The following is a 24,446-nucleotide window of genomic DNA, read 5'->3' as shown; positions in this document are numbered from 1 at the left end:
TGCAACACGCGGCCCGTTAGCGTCCTCGGATGGCCGCAGAGCTGACGCTCGGCGCCGAGGAGGAACTCCACCTCATCGACCTCGACCGGTGGGAGCTGTCGGCACGCGCGCCCCGGCTGCTCAGCCGGTTGCCCAGCTCGTCCTACGCCGCGGAGATCCAGCGGACCACCGTCGAGACCAACACCGCGGTGGTCACCACCCTGGCCGACCTGCGCGCGGAGCTGCTGCGGCTGCGGGAGGAGCTGGTCGCCGTCGCCGGCCGCGAGGGGCTCGGCGTGGCCGCCGTCGGGACGGCGCCCCGCTCCACCTTCGCCGACTTCGAGCTGACCGCCACCGGCCGCTACGGCCGCATGCACGAGCAGTACCGGCTGCTGGTCGACGAGCAGCTGATCTGCGGCACCCAGGTGCACGTCGGCGTCTCCGACCGCGACCTCGCCGTGGAGATCGCCCAGCGGGTGGCCCGCGACCTGCCCGTGCTGCTCGCCCTCTCCGCCAGCTCGCCGTTCTGGAACGGCTCCGACACCGGCTACAGCAGCATCCGCACGATCATCTGGCAGCGCTGGCCCACCGCCGGCGCGACGGGCCCGCTGGCCAGCGCCGCCGAGTACGACGCGCTGGTGGCCGACCTCATCGGGTCGGGGGTCATCGCCGACGCGAAGATGGCCTACTTCGACGTCCGGCCCTCGTCGCACGCGCCCACCCTGGAGCTGCGCGTCTGCGACGCCTGCCCGCTGGTGGACGACGCGGTCCTCATCGCCGGGTTGTTCCGGGCGATGGTCCGCGCCGCCGAGCTCGACGTGGCGGCCGGTCGCCCGCACGTGCCCGCGCCGGCGCCCCTGCACCGCGCCGCGATGTGGCAGGCGGCCCGCGGCGGCCTGACCCGCGAGCTGCTCGACGGCGCCCTGCACCCCCGGCCGCGCCCGGCCGCCGACGTGGTGCGCGGCCTGCTCGCCCGCCTGCGGCCGCAGCTGGAGGAGCTCGGCGACTGGGAGACGGTCACCGAGCTCGCCGAGACCACCCTGGCCCGCGGCAACTCCGCCGACCGGCAGCGGGCGGCGTTCGCCGAGTCCGGCGACCTCACCGACGTCATGCGGCTGGTGGTCGCGGAGTCCCACGGCCCGGCCGGCGGTCCCGCGCCCGCCGGTCCGGCGCTGTGGCGGTACCGGTCCCGTGCCGGGGACGAGGCGATCGGCGCCGGCGCGGTCCCCCGGCCGGCCTACCGCGACGTGCTCGAGGTGGTCTCCGCGCTCCCGCCCGAGGAGGTCGCCCGGCGCGAGGCCGCCCGCGACGCCTGGCTCGCCGCGCAGGGCGTGACCTTCCGGGTGCAGGGCGAGGAGCGGCTGTTCGGCGTCGATCTGGTGCCGCGGATCGTCAACCGCCACGAGTGGCAGGAGTTGGCCGCCGGGCTGGTGCAGCGGGCCCGCGCCCTGGAGCTGTTCCTCCGCGACGTGTACGGCCCGCAACGGGTGCTCGCCGACGGGGTGCTGCCCCGTGAGGCCGTCCTCGACTGCCCCGGGTGGCGGCCCGAGGCCACGCGGCTGCCCCGTGACGCGGTCCGGGCCCCGGTCATGGGCTTCGACGTCGTCCGCACCGAGTACGGCGGCTGGCGGGTGCTGGAGGACAACCTGCGCGACCCCAGCGGCGCGGCCTACGCCGTGGCCGCCCGCCGGCTGCTGGACGCCGTCATGCCCGACCTGCCCCGCCCGGCCGGCCTGGCCCACCCGGCTGCGGTCTACGAGTCGCTGCGGGCGACCCTGCTCCGGCACGCCGAGCCCGGCACCGCGGCGGCGCTGCTCACCAGCGGCCCGGACAGCTCCGCCTGGTACGAGCACCGGCGGCTGGCCGAGGGCGCCGGGCTGCTGCTGGTCACCGCCGACGACCTCGACACCGACGAGGGCCGGGTGGTGCACCGCGGCAGCCGCCTGCCGATCGGCGCCCTCCACCTCCGGCTGGACGGCGAGCTGGCCGACCTCGCCGACACCGCGGGCCGCCCGGTCGGCGCCGCGGTGCTCGACGTCGCGGCCGCCGGCGCGGTGGTGCTGGCCAACGCCCCCGGCAACGGCGTCGGCGACGACAAGGCCACGTACTGCTGGGTGCCCGAGCTGATCGGCTATTACCTCGACGAGCACCCGCTGCTGGAGTCGGTGCCCACCTACCGGCCGAGCGACGAGGCCGAGCGGCGCGCCGTCCTCGAGCGGGTCGGCGAGCTGGTCACCAAGCCCGTCGACGGCTTCGGCGGCTCCGGCGTGCTGATCGGCCCGGCGGCGCCCGCGGCCGCCGTCGTCCAGCGACGCGCGGAGATCGCCCGGCGACCCGGCGGGTGGGTGGCCCAGGAGGTCGTCGCTCTCTCCTCCGCACCGGCGCTGGACCGCGACGGCCTGCACCCGCGGCACATCGACCTGCGCGCGTTCGTCCACCTCACCGGCACCGGGCCCGACGACGCCTCGGTGCCCCCGCTCGCGCTGACCCGGGTCGCCGCCCCCGGCAGCCTCGTCGTGAACAGCTCGCAGGGCGGCGGAGCGAAGGACACCTGGCTGATCACCGGGCCGACGCCGTCGGACCCGAGGGGGAAGGGGAACCGCTGATGTGCGGACTCGCCGGCGAACTGCGCCTCGACGGAGGGCGGGCCGACGTCGCCGTCCTCGACCGGATGACCGCCTGCCAGGCCCACCGCGGCCCGGACGGCGACGGGCTGTGGGCCCGCGGCCCGATCGGGCTCGGCCACCGCCGGCTGTCGATCATCGACCTCTCCGAGCGGGGCGCCCAGCCGATGGTCGACCCGCACCTGGGGCTGACCGTCGTCTTCAACGGGATCGTCTACAACCACCGGCAGCTGCACGCCGACCTCGCCGCCCGCGGCCACCGCTTCTTCTCGACGTCGGACACCGAGGTGGTGCTCAAGGCCTACGCCGAGTGGGGCACCGCCTGCGTCGAGCACTTCCTCGGCATGTTCGCCTTCGCCGTGGTCGAGCACGCCACCGGCCGGCTGGTGCTGGCCCGCGACCGGCTCGGCATCAAGCCGCTCTACGTCGACGCCCGGCCCGACCGCGTGCGGTTCGCCTCCACCGTGCAGGCGCTGCTGGCCGGCGGCGGCGTCGACACCGCGATCGACCGGACCGCGCTGGCGCACTACATGACCTTCCACTCCGTCGTCCCGGCGCCGCGGACGATCCTGGCCGGGGTCCGCAAGCTGCCGCCGGCCACCGTGCGCGTCGTCGAGCCCGACGGCACCAGCCGCGACACCGTCTACTGGCGGCCGCTGTTCACCCGCGACCCCGACCGCGCCGGCTGGACCTCCCGGGACTGGGAGGAGGCGCTGCTGGCCGCGCTGCGCACCGCCGTCGAGCGGCGGATGGTCTCCGACGTGCCGGTCGGCGTGCTGCTGTCCGGCGGCATCGACTCCAGCCTCGTCGTCGCGCTGCTGGCCGAACAGGGGCAGACCGGGCTGGCCACGTTCAGCATCGGCTTCGAGTCCGCCGGCGGGGAGTCCGGCGACGAGTTCGAGTACTCGTCGCTGGTGGCGCAGCGGTTCGCCACCGACCACCACCGCATCGCCATCGACAACTCGCGGCTGCTGCCGGGCATCGACGCCGCCGTCGCCGCGATGAGCGAGCCGATGGTCAGCCACGACTGCGTCGCCTTCTACCTGCTCGCGCAGGACGTCTCCCAGCACGTCAAGGTCGTGCAGTCCGGGCAGGGCGCCGACGAGGTGCTCGGCGGCTACGACTGGTACCCCCCGCTGGCCGGCGTGCCCCGCGCCGACGCCGTCGAGGCCTACTCCCGGGTGTTCTTCGACCGCCGCTGGGCGGCGATGGGCGAGCTGCTCGAGCCGGACTGGCTGCTCGACTCCGACGCCCCGACCGCCTTCGTCAGCGAGCAGTTCGGGCAGCCCGGCGCGGAGACCGCGGTGGACGCCGCGCTGCGCAACGACACCACGGTCATGCTGGTCGACGACCCGGTGAAGCGGGTCGACAACATGACGATGGCCTGGGGCCTGGAGGCGCGGGTGCCCTTCCTCGACCACGAGCTGGTCGAGCTGGCCGGGCGGATCCCGCCGGAGCTCAAGCTCGCCGACCGCGGCAAGGGCGTGCTCAAGCGGGCCGCGCGCGGGATGGTCCCGGACGAGGTCATCGACCGGACCAAGGGATACTTCCCGGTGCCGGCCATCCGGCAGCTCGACGGCCCCTACCTGGAACGGGTCCGCGAGGCGCTGACCGACCCGGCCGCCAAGCGGCGTGGCCTGTTCCGGCCGGACACTGTGGAGCGCATGCTGCGGGAGCCGAACGTCACCCGGACGACCCTCGGCTCCAACGCGCTGTGGCAGGTGGCGCTGCTGGAGATGTGGCTGCAGAAGGTGGAGGACACAGCACGGTGACGACCCACGTGGACGCGAGCCCGACGACCGTCGAGGCCGCGGCCGCGCTCGCCGACGACCTCGTCGACGCCTGGGGCAGCTGGGGCCCGAACATGACCCCCGACGCCCGCTGCGTCGCGTTCATCAGCGACCGGTCGGGCACGCCGCAGGTGTGGATCCAGGACGTCGTCCTCGACGGCCCGATCCCGCCCGCCCGGCACATCCGGCTCTCCGACGACCCGGTGGTCAAGGTCCGGTGGGCGGCCGACAGCGGCTGGCTGACCTGCGAGGTGGCCACTGACGGCGGCGTCCGGACGGCGGTCTGGGTGGTGCGGCCCGACGGCACCGACGCGCGGCGCGTGGCCGGGGACGCCGAGACCCACGCGGAGCTGGGCCCGTGGACGCGCAGCGGGCACCGCTTCGTCGTCACCTTCCCCGGAGCCGGGCCCGACGTGCCGACCCGCTCGTACCTGGCCGACCCGGCGACCGGGCGGATGGACCCCCTCGCCGAGGGCGACCTGATCCACGTGCTCGACGTGTCGCTGGAGGAGCGGTTCATCGTCATCCGCGACGGCCAGCGCGGTCAGCAGTACGTCTCCGTCGTCGACCGGCTCACCGACGAGGACTTCAGCGCGCTCCCCCACGGCGCGACCGGCTCCACCGAGGTGGCGCTCATCCGGCCCGCGCCGGAGGACCACCGCGGCCCGGTCTACGTCTACCTCGCCTCCGACGTCGGGCTGCCCCGGCGGCAGCTCATCGGGCTGCCCTTCGGGCCCAACGGCTGGCGCGGGGAGGCCCGCTGCCTGGCCGCCCGCGACGACGCGGAGCTGGAGGGCATCGACGCCGACGACGCCGGCCGGCTGCTGCTGCTGGTGTGGAACGTCGCCGGCCGCAGCGAGCTGGAGCTGATGGACACCGCCACGGGCGGGCGCACGCCGATCACCGGCCTGCCCGGCCTGGTCGCCGCCGACCCGGTGCTCAGCCGCGACGGCTCGAGCGTGGTGCTCGGCGTCCAGGGCCCCACCCGCCCCCGCGAGCTGTGGCACCTGGACACGACCACGCACGCCTGGACCCGGGTCACCTCCGCCCCGCCGCTGCCCAAGCGGCGGCTGGTCGTGCCGACGCTGGAGACCTTCGCCGGCCGGGACGGGCTGCCGCTGACCGGCTGGCTGTACCGCGCCCCGAGCCGGCTCAAGGCCCCCGGACCGGTGGCGCTGTACCTGCACGGCGGCCCGGAGGGCCAGGAGCGGCCCACCTTCGAGCCCGAGCACCAGGCGCTGGCCGCGGCGGGGATCACCGTGTTCGCGCCCAACATCCGCGGCTCGTCGGGCTTCGGCCGGGAGTTCGTGCACGCCGACGACGTGCACCTGCGGTACGACGCCTTCGCCGACGTGCTCGCCGCGGCCGACCACCTCGTGGCGGCCGGGATCGCCGAGAGCGACCGGGTCGCGGTGACCGGCCGGTCCTACGGCGGGTACCTGACGCTGGCCTCGCTGGCCTTCTCACCCGGGGTGTTCGCCGCGGGCGTCGACGTCTGCGGCATGTCCGACCTGGTGTCGTTCTACCGGGACAGCGAGCCGTGGATCGCCGCAGCGGCGGTGAGCAAGTACGGCCACCCCGAGCGCGACCGCGCCCTGCTCGAGGACATCTCGCCCCTGGCCTCGGCCCACCGGATCGACGCCCCGCTGCTGGTCATCCACGGCGAGCACGACACGAACGTGCCGATCGGCGAAGCCCACCAGATCGTCGCGACGCTGCGCGCGCTGGACCGGCCGGTGGAGTACCTGGAGCTCAAGGCGGAGGGGCACGTCTTCCGGCGGGCCGACTCCCGCAAGCTGATCGTGCGGACGACGCTGGACTTCCTGGTCGGCTCCCTGGACGGGCCGCGCCCGGCGGGCGTGGCGCCCAGGTCACTGGCGGAGGAGCCCCCCGGGGAACCGGCGCGGTAGCGCCCCGGGCGGCCGCGGCGCGGTGGCGCCCCCCGGCCGGCCGACCCCGCACCTCTGGATGGTCGTGCTCTGCGTACGCCCAGCACGCAGAGCACGATGTCCGCACGTGCTGGTGCTCGGGGTGCTCGTGCTCTGCATACGTCCGGCACGCAGAGCACGAGCATCCCGGGACCAACACTTGGGCGACGGCTTCTCTGGTCGGCTTGCGCGCCCCGGTCCGCTCCTCGCTCGCTGCGATGCCCCCGGCGCTGTCAGCCGACGGTCACCGACCCCGTCGCCTTCGGCACCAGCTCGACCCAGGTCCGGCCGGGCGCGAGCCGGACCGGCTGGCCGTCGGGGCCGGTGAGCCGCACCGGCTCGTCCGCCGACCCCTTCGACCAGGTGACCGGCACCGAACGCCCGCCGGAGGCGACCAGCGCCTCTCCCCCGCCGAGCATGACCGTCTCCGGCACGGGGTTGCGGGCGCTGTCCTTGTACTTCGTGTCGACGACGTCCACCCGCAGGACGACGACGTTGGTCGCCCGCAGCGGGGTGCCGTCGGCCTCGACCGCCGGGGTGCCGCCCTCGGCCCGCACCCAGGCGCCGTCCGGCTGGCTCCAGGTCCAGCGCGGCGTGCTGATCCGGGACAGCGCGAGGTCCAGGGTGGCCGCGGGGGTGCCGTCGGTCAGCGCCGTGGGCTGCTCGTCCCCGCTGGCGAGGTCGAACTGCGGCGGCGGCGCGGCCTGGTGGTCGGCGTCGGCCTGGGCGAGCAGCGCGGCCGGGTCGACGTAGGTGTTGTGCGGCGCGACGCGGTCGCTGACCCGGGTGAAGCCGGCGCCCGTCCCGGGGTCGACGACCTGCAGGCCGGCGTCGCGGGTGGCCTGGACGAAGGGCTTCTGGCCACCGGAGAAGGCCAGCAGCCCGTGCAGCGGCGCGACGATGTTGGGGTCCATCGGCCGCACCGAGCGCACCGGGCCGATCGACGGCGGCAGGGTGGAGTGGTAGACGGCGACGTAGCGGGCGATGCCGCCCTCGACGACCTCCTCCCACACCAGGTCGGCGGCGTTCAGGCCGCTCTGCGGGCGGGCGTCGGCGGAGTTCTCCACCTTGATCGCCAGTGCGGGGCGGTCGACGTCGGCGCCGGCGCTGTCCACCCCGGTGAGGGGCCACAGCACGGGCGGGGGTGGCGGGGGCGTGGTCGCGGTCGGCGCCGCCGAGGCGGCCGGCTCCGCGGGGGTCTGCGCGCCGCAGGCGACCGTCGTCCCCAGGACCGCACCGGCCAGCAGGGCCGTCCCGAGCCGGCGGCGTCCTCGATCCCGTGCGCGCCCGGCACGGCTTCTTCCGGTGTTCACCCGTACGTCATCGGCAGGCCGGCGCCCCGGGTGCACCGGGCGTGGTTGGCGGCGGCCCGCGGCGGACACGGGAGACGGCGTGAGCGATCCCTTCGACCTCGAGCGGTTCGTCCAGGCCCAGGACCGCGGGACCTACGAGCAGGCGCTGGCCGAGCTGCGGGCGGGCGCGAAGCGCAGCCACTGGATGTGGTTCGTCTTCCCGCAGGTCGCCGGCCTCGGCCGCAGCGCGACCGCGCAGCGCTACGCGGTCTCCGGGCTGCCGGAGGCCCAGGCCTACCTCGACCACCCGGTGCTCGGCCCGCGGCTGGCCGAGTGCGCGCAGGCGCTGCTGGACCTGGGCACCGCCGACGCCGTCCGGGTGTTCGGGCCGGTCGACGCGGTGAAGCTGCGCTCGTCGATGACGCTGTTCGAGCGGGCCGAGCCCGAGGCCGCCGTCTTCGGCCAGGTGCTGGACCGGTTCTTCGGCGGCGAGCGCGACGAGGCCACGCTCACCCGCCTCTGACGGGCGCGACGCCGTCGCGTCGATCAAGCTGGGGGCGTGAGCGAGGACAGCAGCGGATCGGGCTACGTGACCGGCGGCGAGTACAACCGGGACTCGACCTACATCAGCGACCGGATCACCGCCGACGGCTCCGGCGGCTGGCCGGTCGAGCCCGACCGCTACCGGCTGGTCGTGGCCCGGGCCTGCCCGTGGGCGAACCGCGCGGTGATCGTGCGTCGCCTGCTCGGCCTGGAGGGCGCGATCTCCATGGCCCTGTGCGGGCCGACCCACGACGAGCGGTCGTGGACCTTCGACCTCTACCCCGACGGCCGCGACCCGGTGCTCGGCTACGAGCGGCTGCAGGAGGCCTTCCTCGCCCGCTTCCCCGACTACGACCGCGGGATCACGGTGCCCACGATCGTCGACGTCCCCAGCGGGCAGGTGGTCACCAACGACTTCGCCCAGATGACGCTGGACCTGTCCACCGAGTGGACGAAGCACCACCGGGAGGGCGCCCCCGACCTCTACCCCGCGCACCTGCGCGAGGAGATGGAGGAGGTGATGCGGCGGGTCTACACCGAGGTCAACAACGGCGTGTACCGCTGCGGGTTCGCCGGCTCCCAATCGGCGTACGACAAGGCCTACGACCGGCTGTGGACGGCGCTGGACTGGCTGGAGGAGCGGCTGGCCGACCGGCGCTACCTGATGGGCGGGTCGATCACCGAGGCCGACGTCCGGCTGTTCACCACGCTGGCCCGCTTCGACGCCGTCTACCACGGCCACTTCAAGGCCAACCGGCAGAAGCTGAGCGAGATGCCGGTGCTGTGGGCCTACGCGCGCGACCTGTTCCAGACCCCGGGGTTCGGCGACACGATCGACTTCCCGCAGATCAAGGAGCACTACTACGTCGTCCACGCCGACATCAACCCGACCCAGGTCATCCCGCAGGGGCCGGACACGTCGAACTGGCTGACCCCGCACGGCCGGGAGGAGCTCGGCGGGTCGCCGTTCGGCGACGGCACGCCGCCCGGGCCGCCGCCGGAGGACGAGACGGTCCCCGCCGACCACGGCCCCGCGGGCATCGGCCACCGCTGAGCCGGTCGGGCTCCGGAGCCGGGCCGGCCGGGGCGAGGGCGGGAGAGAGTGGACCGCATGAGCCGGCACCGCTGGTCCGCCCGCGCCGCGGCGCTCGGCAGCGCCGTCCTGCTGGCGGCGTGCACGGCCGGCACCGCCGGCACGGTCGCCGACCCGTCCGGCGCAGGCCCGACGTCGCCGGTCCGCGGCGCGCTCCCGCCGCGCAGCGTGGTCCTCGTCGTCGGGGACGGCATGGGTGCGGCCCAGCGGGAGGCCGGCCGGCTGGACCAGGAGGGCGCCGACGGGCTGCTGGCCATGGACTCCCTCGCCGTGGCGGGCGAGCAGACCACCACCCCCGACGACCCCGGCACCGACGTGACCGACTCCGCGGCCGCGGCCACGGCGTGGGCCACCGGCGTCCGGACCCGCAACGGCGCGATCAGCGTGGATCCACAGGGGAACCCGCTGACCCCGCTCGGCACCGAGGCCGCCGACGCCGGGATCGCGACGGGTCTGGTGACCACCTCGGAGGTCACCGACGCCACCCCGGCCGCGTTCTTCGCCACCACGCCCGACCGGGACGCGCAGGAGGACATCGCCGGCCAGTACCTGCAGGACGGCGGCCCCGCGGTGGTCCTGGGCGGCGGCGCGGACCGCTGGTCCGGGGGCCTGCTCGACGCCGCCCGCGGCCGGGGCTACGCGACGGTGACCGACGGCGCCGGGCTCGCGGCCGCGGGCGGCGACCGGGTGCTCGGCCTGTTCGCCGGCGGCCCGCTGTACGGCGGCCCCTCGGACGTGTCGCTGGCGGAGCTGACCCGCGCCGCGCTGGCCCGGCTCTCCGCCGACCCGGACGGCTTCTTCCTCCTCGTCGAGGAGGAGGGCGTGGACGCGACGGCCCACGACAACGCCGGCGCCGGGCTGCTCGCGGCCATGCGCGCGTTGGACGACGCCGTCCAGGTGGTCCGGGAGCACGTCGCCGCGCACCCCGACACGCTGCTGGTCGTGGCCGGCGACCACGAGACCGGCGGCCTGTCCGTCGAGGTGGGCGGCTCCGTCCCGGTCGGAGACGACGGCCCGTTCCCCGTGGCCGGCAGCGACCGGGCCTTCGTGCTGCGCTGGGCGACCGACGGCCACACCGGCGCGCCGACTCCGGTGACCGCCGAGGGCCCGGGCAGCGACCGGCTCGCGGGCAGCTACCCGAACACCCACCTGCACGAGGTCATGCGGGAGGTGCTGCTCGGCTGAGGCAGGCCGGGCCGGCGGCGAGGCCGGCGGCGCCCGCGTCGACCCCCAGCACGAGCGGGTCGTGGTCGCTGGAGCGGTAGGGGTCAGGCGCGTAGAGGGCCGGGTCGCCGTCGTACTGGTAGGCCGACGACTCGACCGCGTTGACCGGCCAGTGCGCCAGCCCGGTGACCCGCGCCGCCAGCGACGGCGTGGCCAGCGCGTGGTCCAGCGACCCGGAGCGGCCGTCGAACACGTAGCTGTACCGGTCCGGGTCGAACCGCTCGCCGAGCTCGGTCAGGCCGGCCGCGCGCAGCGCCTCGACCGGGTCCTCCCGCGTGTAGGCGTTGAGGTCGCCGAGGACGACGACGTCCGGGTCGGTCGCGGCGAGGTCCGCCACGAAGCCGGCCAGCGAGCGGGCCTGCCGGACCCGGTCGCCGTTCCACGCGCCCTGGCCGTCGCCGGTGTCGGCGTTGTCCCCGGTGGCCTCGTCGGCCGACCCCTTGGACTTGAAGTGGTTGGCGACGACGGTGAGCACCTCGCCGCCGGCCGCGAAGGTCTGCGCGACCGGTTCGCGGGCGTTGCCCCAGACCGCCTCGTCCACCAGCCCGACCGGGTCGCCGACCGGCCGGACGGCGGCGGTGCGGTGGACGATCGCGTTGCGGATGGCGTCCCGCTCGACGCCGTAGAGCGCGGCCGGCAGCGGCACGAAGGCCCACTCCTCGCCGGTGCGCTCGGTGAGCCGCCCGGTCAGGTCGGCCAGCGCCCGGTCGGCGTCGCCGGGGCTGAAGCCGGTGGTGTCGGTGTCCTCGACCTCGAGCAGGGTGACGACGTCGGCGTCCAGCCCGGCGATGGCCGACACGACCTTGGCGGCCTGCTCCTCGAACTCCGCGTCGGTGCGGGCCCCGCGGGCGTCGGGGCCGCTGCGGGTGAGGAAGTAGTTGAGCACGTTGAACGAGCCGATCCGCAGGGCGCCGCCGACGTCGTCCGGCGCGACCGGGCGGGTGTCCTGCGGGGCGAGGAGGCCGTCGGCCGTGCCGTCGGCGGGCTGCAGCCGCCACTGGCCGAAGCCCCAGCCGAGGACCACCGGCTCGGTGAACCGGACCTCGTCGCCCACCCGCACCGGCGTCGTCAGCGACAGGTACGGGCGGGTCGTGACGCTGACCCGCGCGCTGACGCCGTCGTCCAGGACGACGCTCCGCCGCGCGTCGTAGGCGGCCACCGCCTGCGCGGCCGGGCCGGGCCGGGCCACCTCGGTGGGCTGCACCAGCACCCCGCCCTCGGACAGGGTGAGCTCGCCGAAGGTGACCAGGTCGAACACGTCGCTCACGGTCAGCACGTCGGCCGGCTCGACCAGCACGCCCTCCAGCCGCTCGCGGGCCGCGTCGCCGGCGGGCAGGTCGAGGACGGCCGGCGCCGGGAGTGGGCTGCCGGTGGCGCAGACGGTGACGTCCGAGCGGGCTGCGATCTGCGTCTGGCCCTGGAACTCCTGCGCCTCGCCGCTGACCGCGACGGTGTCGCCGAGGGCCACCGGCACGGGGCTGAACACGAAGACCCCGTCGGAGGTCGCGTCGTCGCCGTCCGGCGCCTGGACGTAGAACCCCGAGAAGCCGGGCAGGTCGGCGACGACGACACCGCGGACGGTGACCTGCTGCCCGGCCAGCGGCGTGGCCGCGCCGCTGCCCTGGACCTGACCGATCTCGTGCGGAGGCTCGGCCGCGCAGTTGGCGGCGACCGCCTGCGCGGCCGGCAGACCGGCGAGGACGAGGACCAGGGCGCCGAGGACGGCGCGCCGGCGGGCAGGCGACGAGGGCACGCGACGCTCCTTCGGTCGGGGGGAGCGACTCCGGGCGCACGGACGACGGTAGGCCAGTCGCCCGCGACTCGCCGCGCCCTGCTGTGCGACGGAGGCCGCGTCCACCAGGCTGGTGCGGTGCCCGACGGGAGTCTTCCCCTCCGCCTGCCGAGCGCCGGCCCCGAGCCGCTGACGGTCGAGACCGCGGTGGCGGCGGTGCTCGGCTACGCCCGCGGACGCCGGCCGCTGTGGTTCCGCTCCCTCGGCCGCCCGGAGGGCCGGTGGCTGCGCGTCCTGGCCTTCGGCTACGAGCGCTTCGACGGCCGGACCCGCGGCACGGGCCCGCTCGGCGACGACGACGTCCTGACCGCCGAGGGGCTGCACGGCCGGCTCGACCCGGCCGGATGGGCCGCCGTCCGCGCCGCGATGGACGACGTCGCCCCGCTCGCGGACGCCGTCACGCAGCGGGCCGCCGGCCGCGCCTTCTGGGAGCTGCCGGTCGACGAGCTGTCGGTGCTGGCCGAGCCCGGGACGGTGGGCGCGGCGCTGCGCGAGATCGGCGAGCGGGTGGCCGGGCCGTCGCGCGACCACCTCGGCGCGGCACTGCACCACCGGCGCCCGGAGCTGTTCCCGCTGGTCGACGCGACGACCCGCCGGCAGCTGCTCCCCCACCTCGAGGAGGGTGACAGCGGGGTCGAGGCGGTCGTGCACCGGGAGCTGGTCGCCGGCGCCGAGGCCTTCGCCGTCCTCGAGACGACGGTGTCGGAGCTGCTGGTGTCCACCGGTGGGGTCCCGCTCACCCGGCTGCGGCTGCACGACGTCCTGGTGTGGCTGGCCGGCAGCCTGCGGCTGACCCACGCCGTCGCCCTCGGCCGGGAGACCCCCGAGTGGGCCGCGTACCGGGCCTGAGCCTCAGACGACGCGGATGCGCAGCCGGCGGAACCCGCGGCCCTTGTTCTCCATCTTGGTGACCTCGACCCGGCCCACCATCGACGTGCTCGCCACGTGCGTGCCGCCGTCGGCCTGGGTGTCCAGGCCGACGATGTCGACGATCCGCACCACCTCGATGTCGGGCGGGAGCAGGTTGGTGGCGGTGCGGATGATGTCGGGGATCGCGAACGCCTCCTCGCGGGGCAGGGTCTTCACCTCGATCGGGCGGTCGGCGGCGATCTCGGCGTTGACCGCCTCGGCCACCCGGTCCTTGAAGTCCGGCGGCACCTCGGCCAGGTCGAAGTCCATCCGGGCGGTCAGCGGCTCCATGTTGCCGCCGGTGACCAGTGCGCCGAAGTCGCGGAAGACCACGCCGGTGAGCACGTGCAGCCCGGAGTGGGTGCGCATCAGCTGCGTGCGCCGCTCGTCGTCGAGGGCACCGCGCACCGCGGTGCCGGCCGGCGGGACCGGGTCGCCCTCGACGGGGATCAGGTAGAGCTCGTCGCCCTTCCGGGTGCCGGCGATCCGGGTGCGGACGCCGCCCCACAGCAGCACCCCCTCGTCCGGCGGCTGCCCGCCCCCGCCGGGGTAGAAGGCGCTGCGGTCGAGGACGATCCCCTGCTCCGGGTCGGCCGCCACCACCGTGGCGTCCCACTCCCGGACGGTCGCGTCCGCCAGGTCGAGGCGGTGGGTGTGTCCGTGTCGGTCGGTCGCGCTGGTCACCCCCGGCATGCTGCCCGGCCTGCAGCGCGACGACCAGACCCCGCTAATCGATAATGAGTATCGTTATTGTTAGCCTCGCGGCATTCCCACCACCCACCGAGGAGTCGCCGTGAACCGCCTCTCGTCCCCCGCCCCCCGCCGCGTCTCCCTGGTCGCCGCCGTCCTCCCGCTCGCGGTGGCGACCGGGTGCGCGTCCGGGGACGCCGGGCAGTCCGCAGCCCCGGCCACGACGAGCCCCTCGCCCACCGGCGACGGGCACGAGACCGAGGACGCCTCCGCGCTCGAGGTGCGCGCCAACGCCCCCCGGCTGGCGATCACCTACGACGGCGGCGTCCAGGTCCTCGACGCGACGACCCTCGAGGTGCTCGCGGACGAGCCGCTGCCCGGCTTCAGCCGGCTCAACCCGGCCGGGGACGGGCGGCACCTGCTGGTCTCCACCCAGGGGGGCTTCCGGGTGCTCGACGCCGGCGCCTGGGCCGAGCCGCACGGCGACCACTCGCACTACTACACGGCCGAGCCCGAGCTCACCGACATCGTGTTCCCGGCCGAGGAGCCCGGCCACGTCGTGACGCACGCCGACCGCACGGTGCTCTTCGACGACGGCACCGGGGACGTGACCGCGTTCGACAGCGCCGAGGTCGCCGACCCCGGCCGCGAGGTCCGCGAGTTCAGCACGCCGGCAGCGCACCACGGCGTCGCCGTCGAGCTCGAGGACGGCCGGATGGTCGTCTCTGACGGCACCGAGGACGCACGCTCCGGGGTCCGGGTCCTGGACGCCGACGGCCAGGAGATCGCCGCCCGCGACGACTGCCCGAACGTCCACGGCGAGACCGTTGCCGCCGGCGAGGCGGTCGTCATCGGGTGCGAGGACGGCGCGGTCCTGTACGCCGACGGCCGGCTCACCAAGATCGACAGCCCGGACGCGTACGGCCGCATCGGCAACCAGTTCGGCACCGACGACTCGCCGATCGTGCTCGGCGACTACGAGCGCAGCGCGGAGGACCGCTCCCGGACGGTCGCGCTGATCGACACCACGACCGCGCAGATGAGCCTGGTCGCCCTCCCGGCGCCCTACTGGTACCGCTCGTTCGGCCGCGGGCCGAACGGTGAGGGCCTGGTCCTGACCTACGACGGCGCGCTCCAGGTCGTCGACCCGGCCAGCGGCTCGATCACCCGGTCCATCCCGGTCACCGCGCCCTGGGAGGAGTCCGAGGACTGGCAGGACCCGCACCCCCAGGTGTTCGTGGTCGACGGGACGGCCTACGTGACCGAGCCGGCCAGCACGCAGATCCACGCCGTGGACGTCGAGGGCGGCGAGGTCTGGAAGAGCGCGCCGCTCGAGGTGACGCCGAACGAGCTTCGAGGTGTCCCCGGCGACGCCGAGGCGGGGGCGAGCCACCCGGAGGCCGCTCACGAGGGGGACGACGCCGAGTGACCGCCTTCCGCGCCCGCGCCGTCGGGTGCCTGCTCGCCACCGTCGCGCTGACCGGCTGCACCGGTCCGGCGGCGCGGGACGCGGACGGCACTCTCGACGTCGTCACGACGTCCTACCCGCTGCAGTGGGTCACCGAGCAGGTCGCGGGACCGGAGGTGGCCGTCACCGACCTCGTGCCGCCCGGCGGAGACACCCACGGGTTCGAACCCACGCCGGCCCAGGTCGTCGAGCTGGCCGAGGCCGACCTGGTCGTCCACCTCTCCGGCGGCCTGCAGCCGGGCGTCGACGCGGCGCTCGACCAGCAACCCCCGGGGAGGTTGGTGGACGTCGCCCCGGTGGCGGACCTCGCGGGGGACCCGCACTTCTGGCTCGACCCGCTCCGGCTCGCCATCGTCGCCCGGGACGTCGGGGCCGCGCTGGCCGAGCTCGATGCCGGCGCGGCGGACGACGTCGAGGCCCGCGTCGCCGCGGTCGAAGCCACCCTGACCGACCTCGACCAGCAGTACGTGACCGCGCTGGCCCCCTGCCGGGGCGCCACGCTGGTGACCGGGCACGAGGCGTACGGCTACCTGGCCGAGCGCTACGCCGTGCGGCAGGTGGGGATCGCTGGGATCGACCCGGCCGTCGAGCCGACCCCGGCGCGGCTGCGCGACGTGGCCGAGACCGTGCAGGAGTCCGGGGTGCGAACGGTCTTCTTCGACGCCGCCGCCTCCCGGGCGACGGCTTCAGCGCTGGCCGACGACCTCGGCGTGGTCACCGACGTGCTGCACCCGGTGGAGCGGGTCGCCGCGGACGAGGACTACCTCGGCCTGATGCGACAGAACCTGGCGGCGCTGCAGCGTGGGCTGGTCTGCGACGACCGGTGACGTGCGCCCGTCGTCGGCCCGGCCCACCCTGGCTCGACCAGACCCACCCGCCCGACCCGGACACCGGCCTTCGTGGCCACCTCGGCAACTGCGCCCGGCGCGACGGAGGGCCCTTCCCTCCCCCGCGCGCCGCGAGGACGCTGGGTGGCGCGGCGGTGCCGCAGGGGCACCGCCGTTCCCGCCGGGCCGCCGTCCCGGCGGAGTCGTTCCCGGAGAGGAGTGGTGGCATGTACGCCCGCTCGACCACCATCCAGGGCAACCCGCAGGCCATGGACGAGGGGATCGCCTACGTCCGCGACGAGGTGATGCCCCTGGTCCAGGGGATGGACGGCTGCATCGGCCTGTCGATGCTCGCCGATCGGGAGTCCGGCCGCGCCGTCGTGACGACCGCGTGGCGGGACGCCGACGCGATGCACGCAAGCGCCGAGGGCGTCCGCTCCTCACGGGAGCGCGCCGGGCAGATCTTCGGCGGGCAGCCCGAGGTCCACGAGTGGGAGATCGGGGTCCTGCACCGGGCGCACGAGGCACCCGAGGGCGCCTGGACGCGGGTCACCTGGGTCCGCTGCGAGCCCGACCAGATGGACCGCACCCTCGACGCCTACAAGATGGTCTTCCTGCCGCGGATGGAGGAGGAGTACCGGGGCTTCTGCAGCATGAGCGTCCTGGTCAGCCGCGCCGAGGGGATGGGCGTCTCCGCCGTGACCTTCGAGAGCCGCGAGGCGATGGAGGGTGCACGGGAGTACGCCCGCGCCATGCGGGACGACTTCGTGGCGCGCACGAACGCGGCCATCACCGACGTCCAGGAGTACGAACTGGTGCTGGCCCACCTACGGGTCCCCGAGACCGCCTGACCTCGGCTCCGGACGGTGCCCGGCCACACCGGGGCGGGCACCGTCCGGAGCGCTTCCCGACCCCGGAAGGAGCAGCGGCGTGTTCGCGCGTGCGACCACCATCCGCGGCAACCCGCAGGCCGTCGACAACGGGATCGCCTACCTGCGGGAGCAGGTGATGCCGGTCCTCGACCGGACCCACGGCTGCCTCGGTCTGTCGATGCTCGCCGACCGCGACACCGGCCGGTGCATCGCCACGACCGCGTGGGAGTCGGAGGCGGCGCTGCACGCCAGCGACGACGGCATCCGGCCCCTGCGCATCCACCTCGCCGAGGTGCTCGGCGGCTCGCTGGCCGTGCACCGGTGGCAGATCGCCGTCCTGCACCGGGAGCACCAGGCCCCCGACGGGGCCTGCACCCGGGTCACCTGGGCCCGCACCGACCCGGCGAACCTGGACCGGGTCGTCGACGCCTACCGGCTGACCCTGCTCCCCCACCTCGAGGAGGTGGACGGGTTCTGCAGCGCGAGCCTCATGGTGGACCGGCAGGAGGGCCGCACCGCCGGCGCGGTCACCTACGTCGACCGGGAGACCGTCGAGCGCACCCGCACCGACGCGACGACGGTCCGCGAGGAGTTCGCCGCGGCGATGGGCAGCCAGATCGTCGACGTCGCGGAGTTCGAACTGGTCCTCGCCCACCTGCGGGTGCCCGAGACCGCCTGAGCGGGGACCGACGTCGTTGCCACCCCCCTCCCCGGCGAGGAGGCTCTGCAACGCGGCGATGCCGCAGGGGCACCGCCGCCTCCCGGGAGGAGAGTGGCATGTACGCCCGAACGACCACCGTGCGCGGGAACCCCGGGGCGATCGACGAGGCGACCGCCTACATGCGGGACGAGACGATGCCGCAGGTCCAGCAGATGGAGGGCTTCGTCGGCCTGTCCATGCTCGCCGACCGCGACTCCGGCCGCTGCATCGTCACGACCGCCTGGCAGACCGAGGAGGCGATGCGGGGCACGATGGACCGCGTCGGCCCGCTGCGGTCGCGTCTCGGCACGATCCTCGGCGGACAGCCGGAGGTGCAGACCTGGGAGATCGCCGTCCTGCACCGCGACCACCAGGCGCCCGACGGCGCCTGCACCCGCGTGACCTGGAGCCGCACCGACCCGGAGAACGTCGAGCGGGTCGTCGACGCCTACAAGTTGAGCCTGCTGCCCCGGCTGGAGGACATGGACGGGTTCTGCAGCGCCAGCCTGATGATGGACCGGCGGGAGGGCCGCGGCGCCGGCGCGGTGACCTACGCCGACCGGGCGACCCTGGAGCGGTCCCGCACGAACGCGACGGCGGTCCGCGAGGAGTTCGCCGCCGCGATGGGCGCCCAGATCCTCGAGGTGGCCGAGTTCGAGCTGGTCCTGCACCACCTGCGGGTGCCCGAGACCGTGTGAGGGCGCGGCCACCGGGCCCGAGGTCCGTAGCCACCCGCTCGCCCGGCGAGGAGGCTCGGGTGTGCGGCGATGCCGCACGGGCGTCGCCGCACACCGAGAGGAGTGGTGGCATGTACGCCCGAACGACCACCATCCGCGGCAACCCCGGGGCGATCGACGACGCGACCGCCTACCTGCGCGACGAGGTGATGCCCGCGGTCCAGGAGATGGACGGCTTCGTCGGGATCTCCCTGCTCACCGACCGCGACACCGGCCGCTGCATCGTCACGACCGCCTGGCAGACCGAGGAGGCGATGCGCGCCACGATGGACCGGGTGGGCCCGCTGCGCGACCGGGCCGCTCAGATCCTCGGCGGGCAGCCCGAGGTGCACGGCTGGGAGATCGCGGTCCTCCACCGGGTCCGGGAGGCACCGGCCGGCGCCCGGGTGCGGGTCACCTGGCCGCGCATCGAGCCGGCCCGGGTCGACGAGCTCCTCGAGACCTACCGCATGGGGGTGCTGCCCCGGCTGGAGGACATGGAGGGCTTCTGCAGCGCCAGCATGCTGCTGGACCGCCGTGAGGGGCTGGGGGCCGGGGCGGTCACGTTCGCCGACCGGGCGGCCCTCGATCGCAGCCGGGACCCCGCCGCCGCCATCCGGGAGCGCACCGCCCGCGAGATGGGCGTGGAGTTCCTCGACGTCGCGGAGTTCGAGCTGGCGCTGGCGCACCTGCGGGTGCCCGAGACCGTCTGAGAGAGGACCCCGTCCTCCTCACCGCTCGCAAGCTCGCGGCGAGCCTCTGGACGGGGCCGACCCGGGACGGTGCACCGCGGGGCGGGGACCGCCGGCCCCGCCTCGCGGCGTCAGAGGACCCGGGTCAGCGCCGGCCAGAGGTCGTCGCCGCCGGCGAGCAGCCCCCTGCCGAGGACCTCGGTCCAGGTGCGCTCGCTGCCCGCCTCGTCCCGCCACGACCAGCACCGCCGGGTGAGGTGGTGCAGCCGGTGTTCCTGCGTGAACCCGATCGCGCCGTGCACCTGGTGGGCGAGGCGGGCCACCGCCTCGACCGCCGCGCCGGCCCGTACCTTGGCCGCCGCGGCCGCGAGGACGACGTCCTCCCCGCGCGCCAGCCGCTGGACGGCGGCGTCCACCAGCGCGCCGACCGCGGTCACCTCGCCGGCCATCTCCGCGAGCTCCATCTGGATGGCCTGGAACCGCGCCAGCGGCCGGCCGAACTGCTGCCGCTCGCCCGCATAGCGCACCGTCGCCGCGAGGACCTCCTCCAGCGCCGCGGCCAGCTGCACCGACCGCGCCAGCGCGTACCGGGCCCGCACCTCGTCGGCGCGCGCCGGGCTGAGCAGCGCACCGGCGGCCGGCGCCTCGGCGAGCACGAGCGACCCGCGTGGCTCACCGGCCAGGTTGCGCGCCTCGCTGGTGTCCAGCCCGGCCACGTCGACCAGCGCGAGGACCGCCCCCCCGATCCCCCGCGGCGCGGCGGCGAGGACGGCCACGTGCCGCGCCACCCCGGACCACGCCACGTCGGTCGCGGTGCCGGTCAGCGCCCAGCGCCCCGGCCCGTCGCCGTCGTCCACCGGCTCGGCGAGCACCGCGCCCTCGGTGGCGACCGTCAGCGGCTCCTCGACCGCCGGCAGGTCGAGGTCGGCGGCCAGCAGCGCGGGCCCGGCGACCAGCAGCTGCTCGGCGACCGGCACCGCCGCGGCACCGGCTGCCAGCGTCCGGACGACGGCCACCGCGTCGGCGAGCTCGCCGCCCGAGCCCCCGGCCTCCTCGGGCAGCCCCACGCCGGTCAGCCCGGTGGCGACCAGGTCGGCCCACAGCCCGGCGTCCCACGACTGCTCGGCGGTGAGCGTGAACGGCTCGTGCGCGGCGAGGATGTCCCGGACGGTCTCGACCACCAGGTCCTGGTCACTCATCGGTCTGTTCCCCGCTCGACTCCGGCCTCGTTCCGCTCCTCGGTCGCTGGCGCTCCCTGCGATGCTCGCCCGGCCGTCGTCATCGCAGTCCGAGCCCCCTCGCCACGATCCCCCGCAGGATCTCGTTCGTCCCGCCGCGCAGCGTGTAGCCCGGCGCGTGCAGCTGTGCCTCGGCCAGTGCCCGCCCGAGGGGGTCCGGCGAGTCCAGGGACGCGGGCACGTCGACCACCCGCCGCACCTCGTCGATCACGTCGGCCTCGAACGTGGTCCCGACGTCCTTGACCAGCGCCGCGGGGATGTCGGGCAGCTCGCCGCGGTCCAGCGCCGCGGCGATGCGCATCGACAACTGGCGCAGCGCCAGCAGCCGCGCCGACAACCGGCCCAGCGCGGCCAGCTGCGCGGGGTCCCCCGAGTCGCGGGCTCGGCGGGCGAACTCGGCGACCAGCGGGTAGGTCGACAGGAACCGCTCCGGCCCGCTGCGCTCGAACGCGAGCTCCGCGGTGACCTGGTGCCAGCCCGCACCCTCCTCGCCGAGCAGCATGTCCCCGGGGACGACGACGTCGTCGAACACCACCTCGTTGAAGTGGTGGCCGCCGTCGAGGATGCGGATCGGGTTGACCGTGATGCCGGGCAGCGACAGGTCGACCAACAGCTGGGAGAGCCCCGCGTGCCGGTTCGCCGGGTCCGCGGGCGAGGTGCGCACCAGCACGATCCCGTAGTGGGAGGCGTGCGCGTTCGACGTCCACACCTTGGCCCCGGTGACCACCCAGTCCCCGTCGCCGTTGCGGGTGGCCCGGGTGCGGATGGAGGCGAGGTCGGAGCCGGAGTCCGGCTCGCTCATGCCGATGACGAAGTAGCACTCCCCCGCGGCGATGCGCGGCAGGATCGCCTGCCGCTGCGCCTCGGTGCCGTAGCGCAGCAGGTTCGGCCCGGACTGCCGGTCGGCGATCCAGTGCGCGGCGACCGGCGCCCCGGCGGCGAGCAGCTCCTCGGTGACGGCGTAGCGCTCCATCGCCGTCCGTTCGTGCCCGCCGTAGCGTTTGGGCCAGGTCATCCCCAGCCACCCGCGCTCGCCCAGCTTGCGGGAGAACGCCGGGTCGACGCCGGAGAGCCACGTGTCGACGTGCGTGCTGAACGTGCCGGCGGCCAGCTCGGCGGCGAGGAACTCGCGCACCTCCGCCCGCACCCGCTCGGCGGCCTCGGACGGTGGCGCCGGCGCCAGGGTCAGCGAGCTGGTCATCCGGTGCGACTCCCCACGTCGGTGTGGCCGTGCACCCCGGTTCTACAGGGAGCCGCCAGGACCGGCGCGTCCGGATCCGCCGATGATCATGGGGTTGTTGCCCGGTCGCGCGGCGTGTCGGCGCGTGTCGCCGGCAACAACCCCATGATCAACGCCGACGAGGAGAGGAAAGGCGACCGCGCGCCCGGGTCAGCGCTCGGGGTCGTCGTCCGCCTCGGTCCCGCGGGTGAGCTGGCGCAGCTCCGAGACGACGTCCCCGGCGACCGTGGCCAGGGAGGTCACCGCGCCGGACACCAGCCGCCGCACGCCCGAGCCGTCCAGGCCGAGCAGCGAGCCGAACCCGGCGGCGACGTCCACGCCGGGGAAGGTCGACGCCGCCCCGCGCCCGCTCCCTTCGGCCAGCTCCGGTGACCAGCGCATCGCGTCGCCGGACATGGTGATGTCACCGGTGGCGCCGTCGATCGACTCGATGACCGGGTTGGTGGTCCCAGGGTTGGGGGAACGCTCCATCGCCGCCTCCCGCGCCGCACGTGGTGCTCTGCGCCGATGGTCGCGCGCACGGGGCCGCCGCGCTAGGGCGTGTCGACCCCGGGCGCCCGGGTGATCGCGAGCAGCGCCACGTCGTCGGCCCGGACGCCGGCGGCCAGCTCCGCCAGCAGCCGGTCGCAGAACTCGTCGGGGTCGTCGCTCGCCACCCGCACCGCGGTGTCCCGCAGCGCGGCCAGGCCCACGTCGACGTCGGCGTCCCGGCTCTCCACCAGCCCGTCGGTGTAGAGCAGCAGCGTGGCCCCCGGTGCCAGCACCCCGGTCCACTCCCGCGTCGGCGCCGGGGACGGCGGGGCACCGAGCATCCGGGTGGGCTGGACGTCGAGCAGCGCGGCGTCCCCGCCCGCGACGACCAGCGGCGGCAGGTGCCCCGCGGAGGCCACCTGCAGCCGGCCGCTGTCGGGGTCGAGCGTGCCGAACAGCGCCGTCGCCATCCGCTGCAGCCCCAGCATCGGCCACCCGGCCTGCAGCCGGTCGACGACCGCGCTCGGGGTCGCGCCGTCGGCCAGCAGCGCCCGGTGGACGCTGCGCAGCTGGCCCATGACCGCCGCCGCGGTGATGTCGTGGCCCACCACGTCCCCCACGGCCAGCGCCACCCGGTCGCCGGGCAGCGGGACGACGTCGTAGAAGTCGCCCCCGACGTCGGCCCCGCGGCTGGCCGCGAGGTAGCGGACGGCGACCCGCAACCCGGGCACCGGCGGCGGGGCGGGCGGCAGCAGGTTGGCCTGCAGGGTGTGCGAGGTCCGCGCCTCCAGCTCGAAGCGCTGCCCCTTGTCGACGACCTGGGAGACCTGGAGCGCGAGCTGCTCGGCGACCTCGACGTCGGCCGGGGTGAGCGGTCCGCGCCCCCGGTCGGTGCCCAGCGTCAGCACGCCGAGCGGGCGGCCGTCCGCCGCGGTCAGCGGCACGCAGACCAGGTCGACCAGCTGCAGCGCCCTGGCGATCTCCAGGTGCCGCTCGTCGGTGGCGACCTCCGCCAGCCAGGCGTCGGTGATCCCGCGGACCCACACCGTGCGCCCCTGCTCCATCGCCTGCACGCTCGGGTGGGTGGAACTGCGCGCCGGCAGGTGCCGCTCCTGCAGCTCGCCGACCAGCCGGCGCCGCCGCGGGTCGGCGTGCCGGGCCGCCGGGCGGCTCAGGCCGTGCTCGGTCACGAGGTCGATCACGCACAGGTCGGCCAGCCGCGGCACCGCCAGCTCGGCCAGCCGCTCGGCGGTCTCCGTGACGTCCCGGGCCGAGGCCATCAGCCGCGCGGCGTCGAGCAGGAACGCCGACCGCTCGGCCTGCCGTGCGGTCTCCTCGTGCAGCCACACCCGTTCCAGGGCCTGTCCGGCCTGCCGGCCGACGGTCGCCAGCAGGTCGAGGTCGGCCTGCGGCAGGGCGCCCCGCTGCCCGGGCTCGGTCAGGTCGACGAGCTCGCTGTCCCCGGCCGCGCCCAGCAGCAGCACCAGCGCCCCCAGGTGACGGCTGTCGGCGTTGACCGAGACGACGACCAGCGACTCCTGACCGGTCTCCTCCATCGCGGCGGCCAGCCGCGGCCACACCGACCGCAGGCCGGCCCCCAGCGGCACCGTGTGGACCCCACCCTCCCGGACCAGCTCGGCGCCCCCGACCGCGGCCGCCTCCATCTCCCGCAGCAGCTGCGGGGGGATGCCCTCGGCGGCGACCAGCTCGATGGGCGGGACGGACGGTCCCGGGCGCGCCGCGCCCCGCCGCTCGGTGGCCAGCCACAGCCCGGCGCCGCCGGCTCTGACGGCCGACCGGCTGCGGGAGACCACGACGCGCGCCACCTCCCGCGCCGAGGTGGCCGCCGCCAGCTCCGACACGGTCTGGTGCAGCGTCGCCGACCGCGCCTCGGACTCCGCCGCCGCGCGCTGGGCGGCCAGCAGCGCACGCTCGTACCGTCGCCGGGACGTCGCCTCGAACACCGTCGCCCGCACCAGCAGCGGCGCACCCGAGGCGTCGCGCACCTCGACGGCGTTGACCAGGCACGGCAGCAGCGAGCCGTCGGCGCGGGCGACGTCGAGCGCCACCTCCCGCACCGCGCCCTGCATGCGCAGCAGCGGCGCCATGTGCGTCTCGTAGAAGACCCGGCCGCCGATGCTGAGCAGCTCCTGGAACCGGGTGCCGAGCAGGTCCCCGGCGTCCCGGCCGGTCCACTCGCAGAACGTGCGGTTGACCTTGACCACGCGGCCGTCGGGCAGCGCCGAGAAGTAGCCGCACGGCGCGTTCTCGTACAGGTCGGCGGGGTCCTCCTCGAGCAACCGCTGGAGCACGGCCGGGTCGTCCGGCCGCCGACCGCCCACGGGCTGTTCCACGACA

General features: G+C 75.6%; 20 protein-coding genes. 13 read left to right on the top strand and 7 right to left on the bottom strand.

The window, feature by feature from the left end:
- The first annotated feature begins 29 nt into the window (after window positions 1–29).
- The 3 genes from ACI789_RS02360 to ACI789_RS02350 are packed head-to-tail and all read left to right on the top strand — an operon-like array spanning window position 30 to window position 6,303.
- Window positions 30–2,585, top strand: a complete 2,556-nt coding sequence (locus tag ACI789_RS02360; protein WP_457006539.1) for a glutamate--cysteine ligase — start codon at window positions 30–32, stop codon at window positions 2,583–2,585.
- Window positions 2,585–4,375 (top strand): N-acetylglutaminylglutamine amidotransferase, encoded by a 1,791-nt coding sequence (locus ACI789_RS02355; RefSeq protein WP_457006538.1) that lies wholly within the window; start codon window positions 2,585–2,587, stop codon window positions 4,373–4,375. The genes ACI789_RS02360 and ACI789_RS02355 overlap by 1 nt, the downstream gene beginning before the upstream one ends.
- Window positions 4,372–6,303, top strand: coding sequence for a S9 family peptidase (locus ACI789_RS02350; protein WP_457006537.1), 1,932 nt, complete (start codon window positions 4,372–4,374; stop codon window positions 6,301–6,303). The genes ACI789_RS02355 and ACI789_RS02350 overlap by 4 nt, the downstream gene beginning before the upstream one ends.
- 251 nt (window positions 6,304–6,554) lie before the next feature.
- Here the strand turns inward: ACI789_RS02350 and ACI789_RS02345 are convergent, their stop codons facing one another.
- Window positions 6,555–7,634 (bottom strand): DUF3048 domain-containing protein, encoded by a 1,080-nt coding sequence (locus ACI789_RS02345; protein WP_457006536.1) that lies wholly within the window; start codon window positions 7,632–7,634, stop codon window positions 6,555–6,557.
- A gap of 79 nt (window positions 7,635–7,713) precedes the next feature.
- Here ACI789_RS02345 and ACI789_RS02340 point away from each other — a divergent pair, with 79 nt between their 5' ends.
- The 3 genes from ACI789_RS02340 to ACI789_RS02330 are packed head-to-tail and all read left to right on the top strand — an operon-like array spanning window position 7,714 to window position 10,434.
- Window positions 7,714–8,136, top strand: a complete 423-nt coding sequence (locus ACI789_RS02340) for a DUF1810 domain-containing protein (RefSeq protein WP_457006535.1) — start codon at window positions 7,714–7,716, stop codon at window positions 8,134–8,136.
- Between the two features lie 36 nt (window positions 8,137–8,172).
- A complete protein-coding gene (locus tag ACI789_RS02335) occupies window positions 8,173–9,210 on the top strand; it encodes a glutathione S-transferase family protein (RefSeq protein ID WP_457006534.1) in 1,038 nt (345 codons plus the stop codon).
- Between the two features lie 57 nt (window positions 9,211–9,267).
- The gene (locus ACI789_RS02330; protein WP_457006533.1) at window positions 9,268–10,434 is read left to right on the top strand and encodes an alkaline phosphatase; all 1,167 of its coding nucleotides are present in this window, start codon (window positions 9,268–9,270) and stop codon (window positions 10,432–10,434) included.
- Here ACI789_RS02330 and ACI789_RS02325 read toward each other — a convergent pair.
- Window positions 10,409–12,226 (bottom strand): ExeM/NucH family extracellular endonuclease, encoded by a 1,818-nt coding sequence (locus tag ACI789_RS02325; RefSeq protein ID WP_457006532.1) that lies wholly within the window; start codon window positions 12,224–12,226, stop codon window positions 10,409–10,411. The two genes, ACI789_RS02330 and ACI789_RS02325, sit on opposite strands and share 26 nt — an antisense overlap.
- A gap of 117 nt (window positions 12,227–12,343) precedes the next feature.
- On the opposite strand from ACI789_RS02325, the gene ACI789_RS02320 reads away from it, so the two are divergent.
- Window positions 12,344–13,114, top strand: coding sequence for a DUF6308 family protein (locus ACI789_RS02320; RefSeq protein ID WP_457006531.1), 771 nt, complete (start codon window positions 12,344–12,346; stop codon window positions 13,112–13,114).
- Between the two features lie 3 nt (window positions 13,115–13,117).
- Here the strand turns inward: ACI789_RS02320 and ACI789_RS02315 are convergent, their stop codons facing one another.
- Window positions 13,118–13,867, bottom strand: coding sequence for an alanyl-tRNA editing protein (locus ACI789_RS02315; RefSeq protein ID WP_457006529.1), 750 nt, complete (start codon window positions 13,865–13,867; stop codon window positions 13,118–13,120).
- Window positions 13,868–13,967: 100 nt separating this feature from the next.
- Here ACI789_RS02315 and aztD point away from each other — a divergent pair, with 100 nt between their 5' ends.
- The 6 genes from aztD (at window position 13,968) to ACI789_RS02285 (ending at window position 19,160) form a co-directional block, all read left to right on the top strand.
- Window positions 13,968–15,293, top strand: coding sequence for a zinc metallochaperone AztD (gene aztD / locus ACI789_RS02310; protein WP_457006528.1), 1,326 nt, complete (start codon window positions 13,968–13,970; stop codon window positions 15,291–15,293).
- Entirely contained in the window at window positions 15,290–16,159 is an 870-nt protein-coding gene (locus ACI789_RS02305) for a metal ABC transporter substrate-binding protein (RefSeq protein WP_457006527.1), read from the top strand. The genes aztD and ACI789_RS02305 overlap by 4 nt, the downstream gene beginning before the upstream one ends.
- Before the next feature lie 227 nt (window positions 16,160–16,386).
- The gene (locus ACI789_RS02300; protein WP_457006526.1) at window positions 16,387–17,010 is read left to right on the top strand and encodes an antibiotic biosynthesis monooxygenase; all 624 of its coding nucleotides are present in this window, start codon (window positions 16,387–16,389) and stop codon (window positions 17,008–17,010) included.
- 79 nt (window positions 17,011–17,089) lie between these two features.
- Entirely contained in the window at window positions 17,090–17,710 is a 621-nt protein-coding gene (locus ACI789_RS02295) for a hypothetical protein (RefSeq protein WP_457006525.1), read from the top strand.
- Window positions 17,711–17,808: 98 nt separating this feature from the next.
- Complete coding sequence (locus tag ACI789_RS02290; RefSeq protein WP_457006524.1) at window positions 17,809–18,429, top strand: hypothetical protein; 621 nt, start codon at window positions 17,809–17,811, stop codon at window positions 18,427–18,429.
- A gap of 110 nt (window positions 18,430–18,539) precedes the next feature.
- The gene (locus ACI789_RS02285; RefSeq protein WP_457006523.1) at window positions 18,540–19,160 is read left to right on the top strand and encodes an antibiotic biosynthesis monooxygenase family protein; all 621 of its coding nucleotides are present in this window, start codon (window positions 18,540–18,542) and stop codon (window positions 19,158–19,160) included.
- Window positions 19,161–19,270: 110 nt separating this feature from the next.
- Here ACI789_RS02285 and ACI789_RS02280 read toward each other — a convergent pair whose 3' ends face one another.
- The 4 genes from ACI789_RS02280 to ACI789_RS02265 form a co-directional block, all read right to left on the bottom strand.
- Window positions 19,271–20,338, bottom strand: coding sequence for an acyl-CoA dehydrogenase family protein (locus ACI789_RS02280; RefSeq protein WP_457006522.1), 1,068 nt, complete (start codon window positions 20,336–20,338; stop codon window positions 19,271–19,273).
- Window positions 20,339–20,417: 79 nt separating this feature from the next.
- Entirely contained in the window at window positions 20,418–21,578 is a 1,161-nt protein-coding gene (locus ACI789_RS02275) for an acyl-CoA dehydrogenase family protein (protein ID WP_456919869.1), read from the bottom strand.
- Window positions 21,579–21,767: 189 nt separating this feature from the next.
- Window positions 21,768–22,088 carry a hypothetical protein gene (locus ACI789_RS02270; protein ID WP_457006521.1) on the bottom strand — a complete coding sequence of 107 codons (321 nt, stop codon included), beginning with the start codon at window positions 22,086–22,088 and terminating at the stop codon, window positions 21,768–21,770.
- A gap of 62 nt (window positions 22,089–22,150) precedes the next feature.
- Window positions 22,151–24,442 carry a SpoIIE family protein phosphatase gene (locus ACI789_RS02265; RefSeq protein WP_457006520.1) on the bottom strand — a complete coding sequence of 764 codons (2,292 nt, stop codon included), beginning with the start codon at window positions 24,440–24,442 and terminating at the stop codon, window positions 22,151–22,153.
- Window positions 24,443–24,446 lie beyond the last annotated feature (4 nt).

It is taken from the genome of Geodermatophilus sp. SYSU D00965, from assembly GCF_054050075.1.
The sequence above is the reverse complement of the archived record's forward strand: the minus strand, read 5'-3'. Positions and strand labels throughout refer to the sequence as shown.